The organism is Pseudonocardia kunmingensis (assembly GCF_006716445.1).
GTDB classification, from domain to species: domain Bacteria; phylum Actinomycetota; class Actinomycetes; order Mycobacteriales; family Pseudonocardiaceae; genus Pseudonocardia; species Pseudonocardia kunmingensis.
The window spans coordinates 894,322-913,741 of the sequence record NZ_VFPA01000003.1 but is presented as its reverse complement, the minus strand read 5'-3'; the positions used below and the strand labels follow the sequence as shown (position 1 = coordinate 913,741).

Sequence of the window (19,420 nt, the reverse complement as noted above, 5' to 3'; positions counted from 1 at the left end):
CCGGATCACGCCCGGGACGCCGGCACGAGCACGCCTTCCCGCAGCAGGCGGCGCACCAGCACCAGCTGGTCGGGCCCGTCCATGCCGGGCAGGTCCCCCACCCGGCACGGCTCGCCGGCGAGCAGCGCGCGCAGCGGCCCCGCGCACGCGTCGGGGAGCTCCAGCTGCCGGTCGGGGAGCTCCAGCAGCACCCGGTCCCCGCGGGGCACGAGGCGGTGGCGCAGCCCGGCGCGGAGCCGGACGGCGTCGCCGGCGGCCAGCCCGTCGGTGAACGCGGCCGCGGTCAGCGGCCCGACCGGTTCGGGTCGCGCGCCCCGCCAGACCCTGCCGCGCACCCGCCGGGCGACGTCCTCGGCGTCGACGCCGCCGAGCGCGTCGACGAGGGCCTCGCGCACGGCGTCCAGGTGCGGGGCGAGCTGGGCGGGGTCGGCCACGTCGACGCCCAGCGGCAGCGACGCCCGCAGTCGCGGGTCCCGCGCGACGAGCGCGGTGAGCGCCTCGACCAGCGCGAACCGGGTGACGACGTGCACCCCAACGGTCAGGTGCGCCGACACCCCGCCCAGCGCCGTGGCCGCGTGCAGCCAGCCGCGGGGGAGGTAGAGCGCGTCGCCGGGCTCGAGCACCGTGTCCAGGGCCGGGTCGTCCTCGCGCGCGCGGGCGGCGACCTCCTCGGCGTGGTCGTTCCACGGCTGGTCGCGCAGCGGGTCGGGGTGGACGGGGGTGTGCACCGTCCAGTGCTTGCGGCCGGCGAGCTGCAGCACGAACACGTCGTGCACGTCGTAGTGGGCCGAGAACCCCCGCGACGACGCGGGCGTCACGTACGCGTTGGCCTGCACCGGGTGCCCGAGCTCCGCGCCCAGCGCGGTGGCGAGGTCGGCGACGGCGGGCCAGGTGCGGTGCAGTGCCTGCAGCACGACCGTGGTGCCGTCGGCGAACAGCGCGGCCACGGCGTCGTCGCGCACCTGGTCGGCGATCTCCGCGCCGACCCCGCCCGTGCCGGTGAACGAGCGGGAGTCCACCACCGCCCCGTTGCGGGCGAGCCGCAGGAACGGGGTGCGCAGCCCGCGCCGCGAGAGCAGCTCGTCGACGCCGTCGAGGTCGAGCAGGTCGCGGAAGCCGTCGGCGTCGCAGCCCCGGACCAGCAGCGGAGCCCGGCCCCAGTGCGTCGAGCTGAACTCCTGCGCGGCGGGCCCGGTGACCCGGGCGAGCGCGGTGGCCGGGCGGGCGGCCCGCCCGGCCACCTCCGCGACACCGGCCTCAGCGGGCACCGCTGTCGGCTCCGCCGTCCTCGGTGCCGGGGGTGCCACCGCCCGCGCCGGCGTCGGCCGGTCCTTCGGCGCCGCCGTCGGCCCCGCCGTCCTCGGTGCCGGGGGTGCCACCGCCCGCGCCGGAGTCGGCCGGTCCCTCGGCCCCGCCGTCGGCCCCGCCGTCCTCGACACCCGGGGTGCCGCCCTCCGCGCCGGAGTCGGCCGGTCCGTCGGTCCCGCCACCCGATGTCGTCGTCATGTCGTCGTCGTCGAGCGCCATGGTCTCCTCCTCGTTCGGTGGTCGATCGCCTCCCGGGCTACCCGCGTCGCGGGCGGTCAAGCGCGGCCGGATCGTCGTTCCCCCGGTAGCGTCCGGCGGGTGGACCCGCATGAGAGTGGCCGGCTCGCGCGCCGGCTCGAGCCGCTGCACGCGATGACCTACTTCGCCCCCGAGACCGAGCAGCACCTCACCGCGGCGGGCCTGCGTCCGGGGCGGATGTGCTACTTCGCCGGCCGGTCGGCCGCGATGGGGGCCGTCGGCGCGCCCGCCGTGGCGGCGACGTTCTACAACTTCAACCCCGCCCTTGTGGCCCGCCACGTCCCGCAGGCCTGGTCGCTCGCCGCGCCGTCCGCCGTGCTGGAGGCCCGGTTCGCGGCCGTCGACGCCGCGCTGCGGCGGATGCTGGGCGACGACGTCGTGACCTCGCCGGAGGTCGCCGAGGCCGCGGGGCTCGCCCGCCGGGCGGCCGAGGCCTGCTCCGGTGCGGGCCGCGCGCTCGCCGCCGCGCACCTGGGTCTGGACTGGCCCGACGCGCCGCACCTCGTGCTCTGGCACGCCCTCACGGTCCTGCGCGAGCACCGCGGCGACGGGCACATCGCGCTGCTGCTGGCCGCGGAGCTCTCCGGGGTGCAGGCGCTGGTGAGCTACACCGCCACCGGCCGCGGGTTCGTGCGCGAGTTCGCCCAGGCGAGCCGGGGCTGGTCGGCGCTGGAGTGGGCCGACGCCGAGCGGGAGCTCGCCGGGCGCGGGCTGCTGGACGACCGCGGCGCGCTCACCCCGGACGGCGTGGCGCTGCGCGAGCGGATCGAGGCGGACACCGACCGGCTCGGTGCCGAGCCGTGGTCGGCCCTCGGGGCCGAGGGCGCCGCCCGGCTGGGTGAGATCGGCTCCGGGCTGGTGCGCGCCCTCTTGGCGGCGGGCTGCTTCCCGGACAACGTGTTCGCGGGCAGGGGCGGGAGTCCGGAACCCGCGCGCCGCTAAGCTCGTTCGCGGTAAAGGGCGGGTAATGGAGCCGGTCGTGGCGCGGGTCGGTCGATGCGGAGGAACGAGTGCTCGAGATCAGCACGCTCACCTGGCTGGTGACGATCGGGATCATCGTGGCGCTCCTCGCGCTCGACCTGATCCTCGCGGCGGCGCGCCCGCACCGGGTCGGCTTCAAGGAAGCCACGGCGTGGTCGGTGTTCTACATCCTGGTGGCGGTCGCGTTCGGCGTCTGGTTCGCCATGGCCTACGGCGGTGACTTCGGCACCCAGTACTTCGCCGGCTACATCGTCGAGAAGAGCCTCTCGGTCGACAACCTGTTCGTCTTCGTGATCATCATGACGACGTTCGCGGTGCCCGAGGAGCACCAGCACAAGGTGCTGACCTTCGGCATCATCCTGGCGCTGATCATGCGCGCGATCTTCATCGTGCTCGGCGCCACGCTGCTGTCGCTGTTCTCGTTCATGTTCCTGCTGTTCGGCCTGCTGCTGATCTACACCGCCGTGCAGCTGTTCCGGCACCGCGACGAGGACCCCGACGTCGAGGACAACCCGGTCGTGCGCACCGCGCGCCGGGTGCTGCCGATCACCGACGAGTACGTCGGCGGGAAGCTCGTCACCCGGGTCGACGGGCGCCGGATGGTCACGCCGCTGCTCATCGTGCTGATCGCGATCGGCAGCATCGACCTGCTGTTCGCCCTCGACTCGATCCCCGCGGTCTTCGGCGTCACCGCGGAGCCCTACATCGTCTTCGTGGCCAACGCGTTCGCGCTGCTCGGCCTGCGGGCGCTGTACTTCCTGGTGAAGGGCCTGCTGGACCGGCTCGTCTACCTCTCGACGGGCCTGGCGATCATCCTCGCGTTCATCGGGGTCAAGCTGATCCTGCACTGGGCGCACGTGGACATCTCCCCGGCGGTCCCGGAGATCTCCACCACGGTCAGCCTCGGGGTGATCATCGGCATCCTGGTGATCGTCACGGTCGCGAGCCTCGTGAAGACCCGCAACGACCCCACGGCCACCGCGCACGCGGGCTCGCTGAAGGCCCACAAGCCCAGGCCCGCGGAGCAGGAGCGCGACTGAGATTCGCATGACGAACGGCACTCTCGTCGGCTAGGTCCCGACGAGAGTGCCGTTCGTCGGGTGGGAGCCTGGCGATCACGCGGTCGGCAGGCCCACCCCGCCGAGCGGGCGCACCGCGATCAGCTCCGGCGGCGCCGCGAGGTGGGCGACGACGTCCTCGAGGCCGACCTGACCCAGCTCGCCGCCGAGCGCGCGGTCCGACGACTGCTCGTCGGACCACAGCTCGGTGACCCACACGACGTCGGGTTCGTCGGCGGACAGGTTCACGAGGTACATCTCGCACCCGGGCGCCTCGCGCATGTTGGCGGCGACGTGCAGGAGGGCGTCCGCCAGCGCGGCGCCCTCACCGGGGTGGGCGGCCATCCGGACGTAGCGGCCGACGCGCTCCTCGTCGGTGCCCGGCTGCTCGCGGCCCGCTCCGTCGATGCTCATCGGGAAACCCTCGCACAACCCTCATCAACCCGCCCCAAGGCGTCATGATCGTCGGTTGAGTGTGCTGAGCGTGGTCGGCGGTGCAGTGAGCGCACTGAAACGGCGATCATGGGCGCGGATTCGTGGCCGTCCGCCGACCGGTGATCGACAGATCCCGCTCGGAGGGCCAAGCTGGGCGCCGGCCGCCAACGCGCGAGGAGGGGCGTGGACGGATCGAGTGCCGGGCAGCCGCTGCTGCAGGCCCGGGAGCTGCGCAAGAGCTACGGCTCCGTCGAGGCGCTGCGCGGGGCGTCGTTCGACCTGGCGGCGGGCGAGGTCGTCGCGCTGATCGGGGACAACGGGGCCGGCAAGTCCACGCTCGTCAAGTGCCTCAGCGGGGTGGAGGTCCCGGACTCGGGGGAGATCCGCATCGAGGGCAGGCCCGTCGTGCTGGACTCGCCGACCGCCGCCCGCGCCCACGGCATCGAGACCGCCTACCAGGACCTCGCCGTCGCGCCCGACCTCGACCCGGCCGCCAACCTGTTCCTCGGCCGCGAGCTGCGCAGGCCCGGCCTGCTCGGCGCGCTCGGCATGCTGGACAAGGCCGGGATGCGCCGCCAGGCAGCCGAGCAGTTCGCCCGGCTCGGCGTCACGCTGCAGGACCTGGACGTGCCGATCGGGTCGCTGTCGGGCGGGCAGCGCCAGAGCGTCGCGGTGGCCCGCTCGGTGGTGTGGGCCAGCCGCGTCGTGTTCCTCGACGAGCCGACGGCCGCGCTCGGCGTCGTCCAGCGCGAGCGGGTGCTCGACGTCGTGCGCCGCGTCCGCGACACCGGCGTCGCCGTCGTGCTGATCAGCCACAACATGCCCGAGGTGCTGGCCGTCGCCGACCGGATCGAGGTGCTGCGCCTCGGGGCGCGGGTGGCCCGCTTCGCGGCTGCCGACGCCACGCTCGAGCAGCTCGTCGGCGCGATGACCGGCGCGCTCACCCCCGAGGAGGAGGACCGGTGACCGGGACCGACGTCCGGGCTGCCGCCCCGCGGACGACCGTGCAGCGGATCGCCGGAGCCTCGACGTTCTGGATCGCGCTGGTGCTGGTGGCCCTGTGCGTGCTGTTCAGCGCGCTGCGCCCGGACGCGTTCCCCACGCTGTTCACGCTCCAGACGCTGCTCATCGAGGCGTCCGTGCTGCTGGTGCTGGCGGTCGGGATGACCTTCGTCATCATCACCGCCGGGATCGACCTGTCGGTCGGGTCGGTGCTGGTGTTCTCCGGCGTCATCGGGGCCACCGTGATGGAGGCGCTGAGCCCCGGCGGCGACGCCACCGGCGCCGGCCCGGGCGTGGTGCTGCTGGGGCTGCTCGGCGCGCTGGTCGGCGGTGGCGCGTGGGGCCTGCTCAACGGGCTGCTCGTCGCCGTGGCGCGGCTCCCGCCGCTCATCGTCACGCTGGCCTCGTTCGGCGCCGCGCTCGGGGCCGCCCAGCTGATCACCGACGGCGTCGACGTCCGGACGGTGCCGCAGCTGCTGCGCGACGGGCTCGGCTTCGGCCAGACCGCGCAGGTACCGCACATGGTGGCGCTCGCCGCCGTCGTCACGCTGGCGGGCGCGTGGCTGCTGCACACCACGCGTTTCGGGCGCCGCACGTACGCGGTGGGATCGAGCGCGGAGGCCGCGCGGCGCGCGGGCATCCCGGTGCGCGGGCACCTCGTGCGCGTCTACACCGGCGTGGGGCTGCTGGCCGGGCTCGCGGGCTTCATGTCGCTCGCCTACTTCGGCACCACCACGATCAGCGGGCACTCCACCGACAACCTGAACGCGATCGCCGCCGTCGTGCTCGGCGGCACCAGCCTCTTCGGGGGTGTCGGCTCGGTGTTCGGCTCGGTGATCGGGGTGTTCATCCCGGCGGTGCTCACGAAGGGGTTCGTGATCATCGGCGTGCAGCAGTTCTGGCAGCCGGTGGCGATCAGCGCGGTGCTGGTGGCGGCCGTGTGGTTCGACCAGGTCCGGCGGCGGTCGCGGGACCGCCGGTGAGGAGGAGCGCGATGGGGCGCACACGGGTGGGCAGCGTGGCGGCGGCCGCGGCACTGGCGGTGCTCGCCGCCGGCTGCGGGGGCGGCACGATCGGGCAGGGCGCGGGCGGGGACCCCGCCGCGCCACCGGAGAACAAGAACCTGGTGCTCATGCCGGGGGTCAAGGCCGAGCCGTTCTACATCTCGATGCAGTGCGGGGCGCAGGAGGAGGCGGCGAACCTCGGCTACCAGCTCACCACGCAGGCGCCCGACCGGTTCGAGGCCGCGCTGCAGACCCCCATCGTCACCGGCGTGCTGGCCACGCGGCCGGCGGGCGTGCTGATCGCGCCGACCGACGACGTCGCGATGGCCAACCCGATGTCGCAGCTGAAGGACGCGGGCATCAAGGTCGTGGAGGTCGACACCCGGCTGCAGGACGAGTCGATCGCCCTCTCGACCGTCTCCTCGGACAACGAGCAGGGCGGGGTGCTCGCCGCGCGGACGGTGGCGGAGCTCGTCGGCGGACAGGGCGAGGTACTGGTCCTCAACACCAAGGCGGGCACGTCCACCACCGACGCACGCGCGCGCGGCTTCGAGCAGGAGATCGCCAACCACCCCGGCATCACCTACCTGGGCCAGGAGTACACCGAGAACGAGCCCGCGGTGGCGGCCCAGAAGGTGTCGGCGACCCTGGCCGCCCACCCGGATCTCGCCGCCGTCTTCGCCACCAACCTCAACTCGGGCGAGGGCGCGGCCACCGGCCTGCGCAACGCCGGCAAGACCGAGCAGGTGCGCCTGGTCGGCTTCGACGCCAGCCCCAACCAGGTGGAGGACCTGCGCACGGGCGAGGTGTCGGCGCTGATCGCGCAGGACCCGGCGACGATCGGCAGGCAGGGCGTGCAGCAGGTGGTGGCGGCGATCGAGGGCAGGCCGGTCGAGCGGGAGATCGAGACCGACCTGGTGGCGATCACGCAGGCCGACATGGAGTCGAAGGCGCAGTACTTCTACCGCACGGAGTGCTGATGCTGCTGGTGATCGGGCGGTCGTGATCCGCTCTGACGATCCTCGATGGCTCACGGCCGTCGAGGAAGCGCGGAGCTTCACAGACCGGCTCGGGCGCGGTATGGATCCCGGGATCGTTCCCGTGGTCGCCGCGCTCCGCCTGGGCGGACTGTCCACGTCGGCCAGCTGCTGGGGCCACGCGCACCGGGCATGTCCCGGCCCCTGGGTCCACGTGGGCCCGGGAGGGGGGTTCCCGGAGCTGTGGGATCGCGTCGAGGGTTTGCTGAACGGTTTCAACGCCGGCCGGGCGCGAGTCCGGACCGAGCGCCGGCTGGCGGCGTCCGTGGTGCACGGCCACATGACACTCCAGCCGGAGATCGCGCGCATCGAGGCCGCGAGCACCCGCCAGGTGTGGGTGGAGGGCCGCGTCCCGCGTCCCGCCGACCTGCGCGCAGCGCGCCGCGAGATGCGTGCGTTCGCCTCGTACCTGCTCGCGTCCTGGTGAGGTTGCTTCTATTAGTGCAACTTGCAATACTGCGTCCTGCACTAGGAGGTGGAGAGATGGCTCTGCGGCGCTCGGACCGGGACCTGCCGGCGCTCACGGTGCTCGCGCTGCTGCTGGGCGGGCCGCGCCACACCTACGAGATGCACCGGCTCATGGTCGACACGCACAAGGACTTCGTGACCGGCCTGCCGCGCAGCATGTACCACGCCGTGGACCGGCTGCTGCGCGACGAGCTGATCCGCGTGGTCGGCACCGACCGGGAAGGCGGGCGTCCCGAGCGCACCGTGTACGCGCTCACCGACGCGGGGCGCGCGGAGCTGGGGGAGCGGGTGCGGCGGCTGCTCGCGCACCCCGAGCCGGACGCCACGCTGTTCGTCGCGGCCCTGTCGTTCCTGGGGTGCCTGCCGGTGGCGGAGGCCCGGGCCGCGCTCGACGCGCGCCGTTCCGCGCTCGCCCACCGGGCCGACGCCACCCGCGCCGGGATCGCCGAGGTGACGGGCCTGCCGCGGCTGCTGCTCGTGGAGGCCGAGTACGAGATCGCGCGCCTGACCGCCGAGCACGACTGGGTGGTGGCGCTGCTCGCCGACCTCGACACGGGGCGGCTCACCTGGCTCACCGAGGAGCTGTGGGACCTGGAGGGACCGCCGATGACCTGACCGCAGCGGCCCGGGCGGCGGCGTTGCCGCGCCCCCGCCCGGGCCGGAACCGCTTCGGCGACGGCCGTCGCGCTCCACGGGAACTGCACCGGTGAGCGTACGGCGTCCGTCGCGCCACACCCACTCACCGGAAGGATCTGTCATGCCCGCGTCCGTCCCCATGTCCGTCGAGGACGTCCTGACCCGGCTCGCCGCCGCCTGGAACGACAGCGACGCCACCGCCTACGCCGACCTGTTCACCGACGATGCCAGCTACGTGATGTTCAACGGGGCGGTCGCCCGTGGCCGGGCGGCCATCGAGGACGGGCACCGGGTGCTGTTCGCGGGCCCGCTGCGCGGGTTCCGGATGGAGTCGCCCGCCGCGCCCGTCCCCGCCCGGTACCTGCGTCCCGACGTGGCGCACGTCGTGCTCGAGGGCGGCACCCGGCCGCCGGGCGGGGACGAGGTGCCGGCCGACCGCGCGTCGGTCGTCTCGTTCCTGCTGGTCCGCGACGACGACGGCGGCTGGCGCATCGCGGCGTTCCAGAACACCCGCGCGCAGGTTCGGTCGTGATCAGACCGGTGTGACGGTCCCCGGGTCCGTCCGCTGCGGGCGGCGACGCCGCTGCCCCTAGCGGCTGCGGCCCGCCGCGGAGGATGGAGGGTGCCCCGGCTGCATCGCGGAGGGCACGAGGCGCAGTACTTCTACCGCACGGAGTGCTGACGCACGGCCCGACTGGGGCGCCAGAGGACCTCGGCGGATGTTGTCCGGCCCCGGCCGCGGTCCTACGATGCCGCGGCACGGCGAGCCCAGCTCGTCTGGCCCTGGTCGAGCACGCTCGGACGCGATGGGGGAACCGCCATGACTCCGTACCGACTCGACCGCGGCGAGGGCGAGGCCCTGTGGATGTTCGACTCGCTCGATGTGATCAAGGCGGGTGCGGCGGAGACCGGCGGGGCGTTCACCCTTGTCGAGTTCCGCGAGTCCGAGGGCTCGGCCGTGCCGGTGCACGTCAACGAGCGCTCCGACACAGGGTTCTACGTCGTGGACGGGGAGTTCGATTTCGTCGTCGGTGACGAGCGGATGCGGCAGACCGCGGGGAGTTGGCTGTTCGTCCCCCGCGGCACCGGGCACGGGTGGCGGTGCCGGTCGGCGGAGGGCCGGGCGCTGCATCTCAGCGTGCCGGGCGGGCGCGACGGGTTCTACCGGGAGGTCGGCGAGGCGGTGCCTGCAGGTGCGCCGCTGCCCCGTCGCCAGGAGCCGGACGTCGAGGCGCTGGCAGCCACGGCGGCGCGGCACGGAATCGTGATCGTCGGCCCTCCTCCCGAGGCGTGACGGGTCGTCCCCTGGTCGACAGGATCGGGGCGTCAACAGGGTCGCGGTCGCTCGTGCCGCCGGAGCGTGGAGGGTGCCCCGGCCGGGAGGGCCACCAGTTCGCCCGGCCGAGCAGCTGCATCGCGGAGGGCACGATGATCGAGCGGACCACGGTGGCGTCGACCACCACCGACAGCGTCAGCCCGATTCCGATGGTCATGACGAACAGCGATGTGGCGCTGGCGCCCATCGCGGCGAGCACGACGACCATGAGCAGCCCGGCCCGGGTGATGACGGAGCCGGTGCTCCGCAGGCCGACGACGACGGCACGCTGGTTGTCGCCGGTGGCCCGGTACTCCTCGTGGACGCGGCTCACCAGGAACATCTCGTAGTCGGTGACCAGGCCGAACGCGATGGTGATGATGACCGCCAGGGCCCACACGTCGGTCGTGCCGACGGGGTGGAACTCCAGCAGGCCCTGGAACCCGCCCTCCTGGAACCCCCAGACGACGAGGCCGAGCGAGGCGCCCAGCGAGAGGAAGGCGACGAGTACGGCCTTGACCGGCACGAGCACGGACCGGAAGCAGACGACCAGCAGGAGCAGGGTCGCCAGGCCGACGAAGGTGAGTGCCCACGGGAGTGCGGCCGTCGTCGCCTCGTTGTTGTCGAGGCTGGTCGGCGGGCTGCCGTCACCGCCGACGAGGACCTCGTGGGCGCCGGCCGGGGTGTCGAGGGCCCGGATCTCGCGCACCATCTCCAGGTTGTGGGGGTCGTCGACCTCGCCCCGGTAGCCGACGGCCACCCACGTCAGCTCGTCGTCGGCGCGGTGGACGACGGGATCGAACGCCCCGTCCACACCGTCGACGGCCCGCAGGTAGACCGCGAGGTCCTGCGGCGGCACCGGGCCGGAGACGGCGATGTCGAACCGCCCTTCGCCCGCATGGCCCGCGGCGAACTCCTCGTCCAGCATCCTCGGCACCACCTGGGCCTCGTTGTCCTCGGGCAGGTAGCGGTGGTTGGTCAGGCCCGGCTCGAGGGAGAGCAGCGGGACCGCGGCGACCAGGAGCGCCAGCAGGCCGCCGGTCAGCCACGGCACGGGCCGCCGGGTGACCGAGCGGGCCAGCGCAGCCCACGCCCGGTCCTCCCGGGTGACGGTGCCGGGCCGGCGCCGCAGCCGGCGAGGGCTGAGCGCGTTGATCCGGGGGCCGAGCGCTGCCAGCGTGGCAGGCATCACCACGAGCGCGGCGAGGATGGTGAACCCGACCACCGTGATGCCGGCCCAGCCGAACGAGCGGGAGATCGGCTGCGGGAAGAACAGCAGCCCGCAGAGTCCGATGATGACGACCAGACCGGAGAAGGCGACCGTGCGTCCGGCCGTGTTCATCGTCGCGGCGAGCGCCGCGCCCACGTCGCCGTCCCGGTGGTCCAGTTCGTCGCGGAACCGGGTGACCACGAAGAGCCCGTAGTCGATGGCGAGGCCGAGGCCGAGCAGCGTGGTGATCTCCAGGGCGAAGATCGAGATGTCGGTGACGTAGGTCAGGCAGCGCAGCAGCACGAGCGAGCCGAGGATCGCCAGGATCCCCATGGCGACGGGGATGGCGGCAGCCACGAGGCCGCGGAAGGTGATCAGGAGCAGGACCAGCAGGATCGGCAGCGAGACCAGCTGCGCGGCCGCGAGGCTTCGCTGGGCTTCCTGCTGCAGGTGGTACACGCTGGTGGGCCCACCCGCGAGGTAGGTCTCCAGCCGGCCGTCGTCGGCTCGGGCCAGGCCCTCGACCCCGCGGTAGGACTCGAGGCGCTCGACGGTGCCCGCACCGCTCAGGGTGAGCGTGGCGATCGTGGAGGACCGGTCCAGGGAGACGTGCTCGGCGCGCTCCTGTTCCGTGAGCTCCGGGCTCCAGTAGCTGGTCCAGGAGAGGACCTCGGACGCCGGGAGCCTGTCGAGGGCCGCCGTCACCGCCTGTCCGAAGGCCGGGTCGTCGACCGTCAGCTCGCCGGTCGGGTCGGTGTAGACCGCCACCACGTCCCGGTCACCGGGCTGGTGCCCGAAGTGGTCCTCCAGCAGTTCGGTGGCGCGCGTGGACTCCGCGTCCGGGGGCGCCAGCCCGTCCGTGGTCATCACGCCGAAGACCCCACTGCCCCAGGCGGCGGCGAGCACCACGAACAGAGCGGTCGCGATGAGGAGCATGCGCCTGCGCACGTAGGCGAAGCGTCCCAGCCGGGAGAACATGACGGGTCAGACCTCGACGGTCATGTCGGCGGGGAGGCCGACGAGCGCGGCGCTCGCGTCCCACAGGCGATCGGTGCGGGCGGGGTCGGTCGTGTGCGGCGCGGTGTCCACCGCCGCGCGCTCGACGAAGAAGCGCCCGGTGACCCCCTCGACCTCGGGCGCCGTGGCGAGCCACGCCGGCGTGTCGGCGCCCGCGTCCGGGCCGGGCAGGGTGGCGGGGTCGAGCCGGTACCGCTGCGCGACGACCAGTTCGGCGACGACCTCGGCGACCCCGGGCGCCTCGTCGCCGAGTCCGGTGCCACCGATGATGCCCGGATGGGCCCCGGTGACCGTGATGCCGGTGCCCGCGAGGCGGCGGGCGAGCGCCGACAGGAACATCATGTTCATGTTCTTCGTGTGCGCGTAGGCGACGAACGGGCGCAGGGCCGCGGGCTCGCCGAGGCGCTCGGGGTGGTCGAAGACCAGGTCCTCGAGGTCGACGGGCATCCGGGCGAGCCCCACCGGGTCGGCACCGACCACGACGAACCGCGCCCTGCGGCCGCGGCAGGCCTCGGTCAGGCGGCGGAGCAGCAGGTAGGGCGCGAGGTGGTTCACGGCCACCACCCGCGGCAGGCCGTCGGGCGTGCGCCGGTCCAGCGGCGCGACGAGCGCGGCGTTGCTGATCACTGCGTCCGGCGGGGGTCCCGCGACGAGCCGGTCGGCAAGCGCACGCACCTCGTCCAGCAGGGCGAAGTCGGCTCGCTCCAGCACCAGGTCGGCGCCGGGGACCGCTGCGGTGATGCGGTCGTGCGCCGCCTCCAGCCGGGCGTCGACCCGACCCACGAGCACGACGGTGTGGCCTTCCGCTGCCAGCCTGCGCGCGATCGCCTCCCCGATCCCGTTGGTCGCCCCGGTCACGATCGTCCTCATTCCAGCCTCCTGTGGTTGACGCCGTCAACCTAGAGACTGAGGTTGGCGGCGTCAACCGGCTGTAAGGTGCGGGAATGCCCTCAGGAACGCGCGACGCGCTGCTCGACGCCAGCGAGGAGCTGCTCGACGCCGGTGGGGTCGAGGCCGTGACGTTGCGCGAGGTCGGGCGCCGCGCCGGGGTCTCCCACAACGCGCCGTACAAGCACTTCGCCAGCAAGGAGGCGCTCCTCGCCGCCATCGCGGCGCGGGAGCTGCGGCGCATGCGGGACACCCTCCTGGGTGGGCCGGCGCCCGACGTGCCCCCCGAGGTCGCCCTGCGCGCGGCGTTCGAGGGGTACGCGCGGTGGGCCCTCGCCCACCCGCGGCGGTTCAGGCTGATCTTCGGGCCGTGGAGCACCGGTTCTGACGAGCTCACCCGGGCCGCCGACGCGACGAAGAGCCGGCTCCTGGACGTCGTCCGGGCGGCCCAGGAGCGCGGCGCCCTGCCCGCGGGCCCGCCGGAGCGCCTCACCGCCCTGTTGCAGGCCGTGGCACACGGCGCCGCCGACCTGGAGACGGCGGGCCACCTCGCACCGGACGGCAAGGGCGGCACGGACGCCGCGGGCCTCGTGGCCGACCTCCTGGACCACCTCGCGGGCCGACCCGGGCAAGCATGATCATGTCGACGTGGTGGGTCCCCGCGAGCCGGCCGGGACCCGCCACGTCGATGTGGAGCGCACCGGGGGCGTCGCGGGGCCTCCCGCCCTCGTCACCCGATCAGGGACTCGACCACGTCGGCGGCGGCCGAGGCCCCGCCCGCGGCCCTGGCGATCTTCTTCTGCTCGGCGCACCGATCCGCGACGTCCTGCGACGAGGCGACCCGCAGCACGGCCGCGCGCAACCGCTCCGGGGTGACCTCCTCGGCCGGCAGGTGCTCCCCGACACCGAGCTCGGCGAGCCGTGGGCCGTTGACGAACTGGTCGGCCGCCTGCGGCACGGCGACCATCGGGACGCCGTGCCAGAGGCCCTCCGCGCAGCCGCCCATCCCTGCGTGCGTGACGAACGCCGACGCGTGCGCGAGCACCGCGAGCTGCGGCACCCACTCCCGGACGACCACGTCGTCGGGGATGTCGCCGAGCCCGGCCACGTCGACGTACGGGCCCACGGCCAGCACGGTCGTCCAACCGGTGCCGTGCATGGCGGTGATGCAGTCCCGCCAGAACGTTGGCCGGTCGGTGTAGGCCGATCCGAGCGAGACCAGCAGCAGCGGCCGGTCCGGGCTCGTTCCGAGGTCGGCGATCGACCCCTGGTGGGAGCGGTCGCCGATCACCGGCCCGACGAACGTGTAGCGGGTCCGGTCGACGCGGTCGAGGTTCGGCTGCATCGCCTCGGGGATCAGCACCACCGACCGGTCCGGCGGGCCGAGGAACTCCCGGTTCCCGAGCCCGACGCCGACCTCGTCCAGCCAGGCGTCCATCTCGGCCTGCCAGGCCAGGCCCTCCGGGGTCTCGTAGAACGCGTAGGCCTCGGCGAAGTCCTCCTCGAAGGTGTCCCAGGCGACCATGTGCGGGGCGAGCTCGACCCGTGGCAGCCCGTGCACCCGGGACAGCGCGTGCCCGGCCCAGCCGCTGCCGTCGTAGCAGACGATGTCGGGCAGGTCGCCGGCCAGCGCCGCGGTGGTCTGCGCGTACGCCGAGCGCGCCTCGTCCGAGAACAGCCGCATCGCCGCGACCCCGCCCTCGGGCCACTGCTCGCCCTTCGCCGGGTCGGGCAGGTCGGTGTGGATCAGCAGCGGGGTCGCGCCGGTGGCGGCGACGGCGTCGGCGAACCGGTCCGGGACGGGGTAGGTCACGCGGTGGCCGCGGCCGACCAGCTCGGCCATGACCGGGAGGTTGGGGTGCACGTGGCCGTGGGCGGCGGAGGTGGACATGAGGATGTGGCTCATCGGAACTCCTGGTTCGGAACGGGCAGCACGGAGACCCGCGCGCCCTGCGGCGGCGGTGGGGATGCGCCTCGATCAGGCGTACAGGAGTTCGAGCACCACGCAGGCGATCATGCCGTGCCCGCCGCCCGGCCGCATCCGACTTCCGGCCCCGGGCGGGTGACGTCGCCCGCAGGTGCGGCGGAACGTCTGTGACGACGCCGTCCGGTGGATGTCATGTCCGGATCATGGCGATGCTGCAGGTGATGATCCAGGCCGCCCATCCGAGCCGGCCGGCCAGGCCGACGATCGCGATCCGGTTCGTCCCGTCGGCGTTGAACGGGCTGGCCGATGACGAGAGGAAGAGGAGCGCAGCACTGACGAAGGCCGCAGTGACCTCGTCGAGTTGCATTCCCGACACCGGCAACGGCAGCCGGGCGCGGACGAGGACGATGCTGATGGCGACGCCCACCAGTACGAACCCGAAACCGGCCAGTCCCGCCAGTGCGGTGAAGCTCACGGTGCGCCCTCCGTGACGCGGGTGCCCTGCTCGCGACGTCGATCAGATGCCGTGGCTCGGGTACGGGCTGGCGCCGGTCGCGATCGTGCGGAGCGCCGCGTCGAGGTGGCCCTGCACCAGGCGGAACAGCCCGGGGCCGAAGCTGATCCGGGCCACCCCGGCCGCGGCGAGCTCGGCGAGCGACGGGCCGCCCGGCAGGAAGGCGAGGTTGACCGGAAGGCCGATGCCGTCGACGAGCACCCGCACCTCGGCGAGGTCCAGCCGGTCGGCGATCAGCGGGTAGACGCAGTCGGCGCCCGCCGCGGCGTAGGCACGCCCGCGCCGTACCGCGTCCTGGATCCGCTCCTCCCGCGAACCGGAACCGTGGATCAGCGCGTCCACCCGGGCGTTGATCACCAGCTCGGGGGCGGCCGCCCGGACGTCGGCGAGGAGCCGGGCCTGTTCCTCGACCGGGACCAGCTCGCCGGTACGGGCGTCGGAGTCCTCCAGGTTGCACCCGACCGCACCGGCGCTGATCAGCCGACCGGCGATCTCCCCGGCGGGCAGCCCGTAACCGCGCTCGATGTCGGCCGTCACCGGAACCTCGACGGCACGGGCGATCCGGGCGACGGCGGCGAACATCTCGTCCGGCGGCGTGCGCTCGTGGTCGTCGTAGCCGAGGGAGGGCGCCACCGCGGCGCTCGCGGTGGCGACGGCCGGGAACCCGGCCGCCACGACCGCGTGCGCCGTGGCGGCGTCCCACGCGTTCGGAAGGATCAGCGGCCGCCCCGGCACGTGCAGCGTGCGCAGCCGGCCGGCCTTCTCGAGTGCCACTGCGGTCGCGGTCGTGAGCTGTCCCTGTTCTGGCTGGGCTTCGGTCGTCATGCTCCGACCGTAGAACCTGTTGGATCAGCTGCTATGGTCCAATTCCGTGGCTTCACAGTGGGCCAATCGGCCGGCGATCGCGCGCTCCGGCAACCCGGCGGGCGCCCCGGTCTCCACCGCTCCCGACCGCGGCGGCCTCGATCTCCACCTCGACTTCGACCCGGTCGGAGCGGGCGGCCGCCGCAACGGGTTGGAACGCGCGATCCGCGAGGCGATCCAGCGCGGCCGGCTGGCTCCCGGCACGCGCCTGCCGGCCACCCGGACCTTCGCCCGCGAGCTCGGCGTGGCCCGCGGCACGGTGTCCGCGGCCTACGACCAGCTGGTCGCGGAGGGCTACCTGTCCGCGCGCCGCGGCGCGGGCACGGTGGTCGCCGACGTGCCCACCGAATCGCCCCGGCCCACCGAATCGCCCCGGCCCGCCGAGCGGCGGACCCGGACACCCCCGCCGCTCACCGGGCCGACGCGAGCGCCGGGGGTCCGGCACGACCTGACGCCGGGGCGGCCGGACGTGTCGGCGTTCCCGGTGCAGGCGTGGCTGCGCGCAGCACGTACCGTGCTCCCGCAGGTGGAACGACAAGCGTTCGCGCTCGGGGACCCGAGGGGGCGACCGGAGCTGCGCTCGGCTCTCGCGGGCTACCTGGGGCGGGCCCGAGGCGTCATGGCCGACCCGGACAGGATCATCATCACCTCGGGCTTCATGCAGGCACTCGGACTGGTCGCGAGAGTGCTGCACGACAAGGGCTGCGCGGCGATCGCGATGGAGGACCCGTGCGCGCCCTTCCACCGGGAGGTGGTGCGCCGCGCCGGTCCGAGGGTGGTTCCGCTCGCCGTCGACGAGGTGGGCGCCAGCGGTGAGGTACCGGCCGACGCCGGAGCGGTCGTCCTGACACCCGCGCACCAGTCCGCGCTCGGCGTCGTCCTCGGTCCGGAGCGGCGGCGGACGCTGGTCGACTGGGCGAGGACCACCGGCGGGATCCTGGTCGAGGACGACTACGACGGCGAGTTCCGGTACGACCGGCAGCCGGTCGGTGCGCTCCACGGCATGGCCCCGGAGCACATCGTGTACGCCGGAACCGCGTCCAAGGCGCTCGGCCCGGCGGTCCGGCTCGGCTGGCTGGTGGTTCCGGAGCACCTGGTCGGCGCGGTCACGGAGGCCAAGTACTACGCCGACGCGCAGACCGAGTCGATCGGCCAGCTCGTGCTCTCCGAACTCATCCGCAGCCACGACTACGACCGGCACGTGCGAGCGCAGCGGCTGAAGTACCGGCGCCGCAGGGACGACCTCCTGCGACGCCTCGCCCGGGACCTGCCGACGGTCCGCGTGCGCGGTGCGGCGGCCGGCCTCCAACTGGTGCTGGAGCTGCCCGCCGACGGGCCGAGCGAGGACGACGTCGCGCGGGTGGCCGACAGGCACGGCCTGCGGATCGCCACGCTCGGCTCGGCGTGGCAGGGCGACCGGTCGACCAGGCCGTCCCTCATCGTGGTCGGCTACGCCAGCCCGGCCGACCACGCCTGGTCGGGCGCCCTGGACGCACTGGCCGACGTGCTGCGCACCTGCCTCGGGGCTCCGAAATCGGGATCCGCGTGACGAACGGCACTTTCGTCGGCTAGGTACCGACGAGAGTGCCGTTCGTCCGGGTGGGAGCCTGCTAGGGCACGGGGCGGTAGCGGACGTCGAGCTCCGCGTTCGGGGCGCCGTCGTGCACGCGGGCGAGGCGCACGGGCGCGCCGCCGGGGTCGTCGAACAGCCGGACGCCGTCGCCGAGCAGGACCGGCGCGATGTGCAGGTCGATCTCGTCGATCAGGCCGCGCCGGATCAGCTGTGCCCCGATCGACGCCGAGAGCACCTCGACGTTCTTGCCGTCCGCCGCCTCCAGCGCGATCTGCACGGCCTCGGCGACGTCGCAGGTGAGGAACGTGACGTCGGCCGCAGGCGTGGCGTCTTCGGGGTGGTGGGTGAGGACGAAGACCCGGCCCTGCCATTCGTCGCTGTACGGGCGGGATCCGGAGAACGCGTCCCACCCGGCCCGGCCGCCGAGCACGGCGCCGGTGGTCGCGATGTACTCCTCCTCCACGCCGGGCCTGCCCGTGATCCCGGACATCCAGTCCATCGCGTGGTTCGGCCCGGCGACGAAGCCGTCGAGCGACATCGTGAAGTGCCAGAGCACCTTGCCGGCCGCGGTCTGGGGGTCGGGGTGTGGGGTGGTGTTCATGCACGGTGAGACCGCAATGGGCAGCGGGACTCATCGGAGCGACGGTGACCACCAGCTCCGCGGAGCACGAGCACGAGCACGGGGCGTGCTGGAGGTGACCGGATGCATGGACCTGCGCAGTCTCCTTGACCTCTACCTCGATTGAAGTATGAGCATGGGGCGAGCCGGCACGGTGCCGTCACGCTTCCCTGGAGGACTTCATGATCGACATCCGGATCGGCGTCGGGCTGCCCACCATGAACGAGATCAGCGCACTGGGACCATCTGGCGTGGCGACTGTCGCACGGCACGCCGAGGCGCTCGGCATCGACACGGTAGCCGCGCCGATGTGCTGATCGGCGACGGTACCCATGCCCTGGAGCCGATCACCGCGCTTTCGGTGGCCGCCGCGGTCACGGAGCGGATCCGGCTCGAGTTCGGTGTGCTGGCCCTACCGACCCGCCCGGTCGCCATGCTGGCCGCGCAGATCCAGACCCTGCAGTATCTGTCTGGCAATCGGGTCCAGCTCGGCGTCGGGATCGGCGGATTCCCCGGCTCGCCCTTCTGGCAGGCCGTCGGTGCCCCGTCGACAGGACGGGCGCGCCTCGCCGACGAGGCACTCAAGGTGCTGCCGGGCCTCATCGCCGGTGAGCGCGCCGAACTGTCCGACCTGCCAGGACGGCCGGTGGTCAGCCTGGCCCCCGCCACCCCGGTACCGCCGATCCCGATCGGCGGTAGTGCCTCCGAGGCCGTACTGCGCCGCACAGCCACCTACGGCGATGGCTGGTTGCCCTCCGCGCTGACGCCTTCTGAAGTGTCCTCGGCCGCGGCACGCCTGCGCGAGCTGGCCACCGAACGCGGACGCCCGATGCCCGGCGTTCACCTCGGTCTGCATGCGGTACTCGGCGATGGCGTCGCGACGCGTTCCGCCCGCGACGCCATGCTCAAGCAGCTCGGCGAGGCCTTTGCCATGCCACCGGAGAAGGTCACGGAGGTGACCATCACCGGTGGGCCCGAACAGGCCGCCGAGCGGATCGCCGCGTTCGCCGCGGCCGGGGTCACCGAACTCGGCTTCGGCCTGGACGGGCCGGACCACCTGCGCCAGATCGACCTGATCGTCGAGGCCCGCGATCTACTGCACCAGTGACCTGGGTCCGCGACTCCCCCGGGTCCGGTCAGGCGTCACCGGCGGCCGCGGACCAGGCCTGCAGGTCATAGTGGGAACGGAACGGGGCTCACCTGCAGGGGGCTCCGGATGGAATTCCGTGGGGGAGGCGTAGCGCCGGCGGGCTCGGCGTGCCGACGGGACCACGGGGTGGGGGTCCGGGGGCGAAGCTTGCCGGGC

General features: G+C 73.7%; 21 protein-coding genes and 1 pseudogene. 13 read left to right on the top strand and 9 right to left on the bottom strand.

Features of this window, described 5'->3' with window-relative positions:
* Positions 1-5: 5 nt before the first annotated feature.
* Positions 6-1,268, bottom strand: a complete 1,263-nt coding sequence (locus tag FB558_RS27215; RefSeq protein WP_246106770.1) for a cupin domain-containing protein — start codon at positions 1,266-1,268, stop codon at positions 6-8.
* A complete protein-coding gene (locus FB558_RS27210; RefSeq protein ID WP_142058130.1) occupies positions 1,258-1,527 on the bottom strand; it encodes a hypothetical protein in 270 nt (89 codons plus the stop codon). Before FB558_RS27210 ends, FB558_RS27215 begins: the two co-directional genes overlap by 11 nt.
* 99 nt (positions 1,528-1,626) lie before the next feature.
* On the opposite strand from FB558_RS27210, the gene FB558_RS27205 reads away from it, so the two are divergent.
* Positions 1,627-2,508, top strand: a complete 882-nt coding sequence (locus FB558_RS27205) for an SCO6745 family protein (protein WP_425468082.1) — start codon at positions 1,627-1,629, stop codon at positions 2,506-2,508.
* Between the two features lie 68 nt (positions 2,509-2,576).
* The gene (locus tag FB558_RS27200; protein WP_142058128.1) at positions 2,577-3,587 is read left to right on the top strand and encodes a TerC family protein; all 1,011 of its coding nucleotides are present in this window, start codon (positions 2,577-2,579) and stop codon (positions 3,585-3,587) included.
* 75 nt (positions 3,588-3,662) lie between these two features.
* Here FB558_RS27200 and FB558_RS27195 read toward each other — a convergent pair whose 3' ends face one another.
* Positions 3,663-4,019 (bottom strand): putative quinol monooxygenase, encoded by a 357-nt coding sequence (locus tag FB558_RS27195; RefSeq protein ID WP_142058126.1) that lies wholly within the window; start codon positions 4,017-4,019, stop codon positions 3,663-3,665.
* A gap of 204 nt (positions 4,020-4,223) precedes the next feature.
* On the opposite strand from FB558_RS27195, the gene FB558_RS27190 reads away from it, so the two are divergent.
* From FB558_RS27190 to FB558_RS45550, 7 genes and pseudogenes are all read left to right on the top strand, one after another.
* Positions 4,224-5,006 carry an ATP-binding cassette domain-containing protein gene (locus FB558_RS27190; RefSeq protein WP_142058124.1) on the top strand — a complete coding sequence of 261 codons (783 nt, stop codon included), beginning with the start codon at positions 4,224-4,226 and terminating at the stop codon, positions 5,004-5,006.
* Positions 5,003-6,025, top strand: coding sequence for an ABC transporter permease (locus FB558_RS27185; RefSeq protein WP_142058122.1), 1,023 nt, complete (start codon positions 5,003-5,005; stop codon positions 6,023-6,025). Before FB558_RS27190 ends, FB558_RS27185 begins: the two co-directional genes overlap by 4 nt.
* A gap of 11 nt (positions 6,026-6,036) precedes the next feature.
* The gene (locus tag FB558_RS27180; RefSeq protein ID WP_142058120.1) at positions 6,037-7,026 is read left to right on the top strand and encodes an ABC transporter substrate-binding protein; all 990 of its coding nucleotides are present in this window, start codon (positions 6,037-6,039) and stop codon (positions 7,024-7,026) included.
* Between the two features lie 337 nt (positions 7,027-7,363).
* Positions 7,364-7,510, top strand: coding sequence for a hypothetical protein (locus FB558_RS43435; protein WP_170231542.1), 147 nt, complete (start codon positions 7,364-7,366; stop codon positions 7,508-7,510).
* A 56-nt stretch (positions 7,511-7,566) separates the two neighbouring features.
* Positions 7,567-8,166, top strand: a complete 600-nt coding sequence (locus FB558_RS27175) for a PadR family transcriptional regulator (protein ID WP_142058118.1) — start codon at positions 7,567-7,569, stop codon at positions 8,164-8,166.
* A gap of 142 nt (positions 8,167-8,308) precedes the next feature.
* Positions 8,309-8,719 carry an SgcJ/EcaC family oxidoreductase gene (locus FB558_RS27170; protein WP_142058116.1) on the top strand — a complete coding sequence of 137 codons (411 nt, stop codon included), beginning with the start codon at positions 8,309-8,311 and terminating at the stop codon, positions 8,717-8,719.
* 288 nt (positions 8,720-9,007) lie between these two features.
* A pseudogene (locus FB558_RS45550) lies at positions 9,008-9,304 on the top strand (cupin domain-containing protein); the annotation flags it as partial.
* Between the two features lie 16 nt (positions 9,305-9,320).
* Here the strand turns inward: FB558_RS45550 and FB558_RS27160 are convergent.
* Together FB558_RS27160 and FB558_RS27155 are read right to left on the bottom strand one after the other, a co-directional pair.
* Positions 9,321-11,690: an MMPL family transporter gene (locus tag FB558_RS27160; protein WP_142058112.1), complete on the bottom strand. Its 2,370-nt coding sequence runs from the start codon at positions 11,688-11,690 to the stop codon at positions 9,321-9,323.
* A 6-nt stretch (positions 11,691-11,696) separates the two neighbouring features.
* Positions 11,697-12,599 (bottom strand): SDR family NAD(P)-dependent oxidoreductase, encoded by a 903-nt coding sequence (locus FB558_RS27155; protein WP_142058110.1) that lies wholly within the window; start codon positions 12,597-12,599, stop codon positions 11,697-11,699.
* 74 nt (positions 12,600-12,673) lie between these two features.
* Between FB558_RS27155 and FB558_RS27150 the strand changes: the two genes are divergently transcribed.
* Positions 12,674-13,255, top strand: a complete 582-nt coding sequence (locus tag FB558_RS27150; RefSeq protein WP_142058108.1) for a TetR/AcrR family transcriptional regulator — start codon at positions 12,674-12,676, stop codon at positions 13,253-13,255.
* A 92-nt stretch (positions 13,256-13,347) separates the two neighbouring features.
* Here the strand turns inward: FB558_RS27150 and FB558_RS27145 are convergent, their stop codons facing one another.
* From FB558_RS27145 to FB558_RS27135, 3 genes are all read right to left on the bottom strand, one after another.
* Positions 13,348-14,523: a macrolide family glycosyltransferase gene (locus FB558_RS27145; RefSeq protein WP_142058106.1), complete on the bottom strand. Its 1,176-nt coding sequence runs from the start codon at positions 14,521-14,523 to the stop codon at positions 13,348-13,350.
* Between the two features lie 211 nt (positions 14,524-14,734).
* Positions 14,735-14,971, bottom strand: coding sequence for a hypothetical protein (locus tag FB558_RS27140; RefSeq protein ID WP_142058104.1), 237 nt, complete (start codon positions 14,969-14,971; stop codon positions 14,735-14,737).
* A 90-nt stretch (positions 14,972-15,061) separates the two neighbouring features.
* Complete coding sequence (locus FB558_RS27135) at positions 15,062-15,883, bottom strand: isocitrate lyase/PEP mutase family protein (RefSeq protein WP_142058102.1); 822 nt, start codon at positions 15,881-15,883, stop codon at positions 15,062-15,064.
* Between the two features lie 46 nt (positions 15,884-15,929).
* Between FB558_RS27135 and pdxR the strand changes: the two genes are divergently transcribed.
* Positions 15,930-17,471, top strand: a complete 1,542-nt coding sequence (gene pdxR / locus FB558_RS27130) for a MocR-like pyridoxine biosynthesis transcription factor PdxR (RefSeq protein ID WP_246106769.1) — start codon at positions 15,930-15,932, stop codon at positions 17,469-17,471.
* Positions 17,472-17,532: 61 nt separating this feature from the next.
* Here pdxR and FB558_RS27125 read toward each other — a convergent pair whose 3' ends face one another.
* On the bottom strand, positions 17,533-18,096 hold the full coding sequence (locus tag FB558_RS27125; protein ID WP_142058101.1) for a dihydrofolate reductase family protein: 564 nt from the start codon (positions 18,094-18,096) through the stop codon (positions 17,533-17,535).
* Between the two features lie 200 nt (positions 18,097-18,296).
* Between FB558_RS27125 and FB558_RS45295 the strand changes: the two genes are divergently transcribed.
* Positions 18,297-18,431 carry a hypothetical protein gene (locus tag FB558_RS45295; RefSeq protein ID WP_281288687.1) on the top strand — a complete coding sequence of 45 codons (135 nt, stop codon included), beginning with the start codon at positions 18,297-18,299 and terminating at the stop codon, positions 18,429-18,431.
* Positions 18,425-19,222: an LLM class flavin-dependent oxidoreductase gene (locus FB558_RS27120; protein WP_211366869.1), complete on the top strand. Its 798-nt coding sequence runs from the start codon at positions 18,425-18,427 to the stop codon at positions 19,220-19,222. The genes FB558_RS45295 and FB558_RS27120 overlap by 7 nt, the downstream gene beginning before the upstream one ends.
* Positions 19,223-19,420: the final 198 nt, after the last annotated feature.

Excerpts from the sequence above, each read along its gene's own strand:
- FB558_RS27210 (WP_142058130.1), bottom strand. The coding sequence starts at position 1,527 with ATGGCGCTCGACGACGACGACATGACGACGACATCGGGTGGCGGGACC.
- FB558_RS27195 (WP_142058126.1), bottom strand. The coding sequence starts at position 4,019 with ATGAGCATCGACGGAGCGGGCCGCGAGCAGCCGGGCACCGACGAGGAG.
- FB558_RS27180 (WP_142058120.1), top strand. The coding sequence starts at position 6,037 with ATGGGGCGCACACGGGTGGGCAGCGTGGCGGCGGCCGCGGCACTGGCG.
- FB558_RS43435 (WP_170231542.1), top strand. The coding sequence starts at position 7,364 with ATGACACTCCAGCCGGAGATCGCGCGCATCGAGGCCGCGAGCACCCGC.
- FB558_RS27175 (WP_142058118.1), top strand. The coding sequence starts at position 7,567 with ATGGCTCTGCGGCGCTCGGACCGGGACCTGCCGGCGCTCACGGTGCTC.
- FB558_RS27170 (WP_142058116.1), top strand. The coding sequence starts at position 8,309 with ATGCCCGCGTCCGTCCCCATGTCCGTCGAGGACGTCCTGACCCGGCTC.
- FB558_RS27160 (WP_142058112.1), bottom strand. The coding sequence starts at position 11,690 with ATGTTCTCCCGGCTGGGACGCTTCGCCTACGTGCGCAGGCGCATGCTC.
- FB558_RS27155 (WP_142058110.1), bottom strand. The coding sequence starts at position 12,599 with ATGAGGACGATCGTGACCGGGGCGACCAACGGGATCGGGGAGGCGATC.
- FB558_RS27150 (WP_142058108.1), top strand. The coding sequence starts at position 12,674 with ATGCCCTCAGGAACGCGCGACGCGCTGCTCGACGCCAGCGAGGAGCTG.
- FB558_RS27145 (WP_142058106.1), bottom strand. The coding sequence starts at position 14,523 with ATGAGCCACATCCTCATGTCCACCTCCGCCGCCCACGGCCACGTGCAC.
- FB558_RS27135 (WP_142058102.1), bottom strand. The coding sequence starts at position 15,883 with ATGACGACCGAAGCCCAGCCAGAACAGGGACAGCTCACGACCGCGACC.
- FB558_RS27125 (WP_142058101.1), bottom strand. The coding sequence starts at position 18,096 with ATGAACACCACCCCACACCCCGACCCCCAGACCGCGGCCGGCAAGGTG.
- FB558_RS45295 (WP_281288687.1), top strand. The coding sequence starts at position 18,297 with ATGATCGACATCCGGATCGGCGTCGGGCTGCCCACCATGAACGAGATC.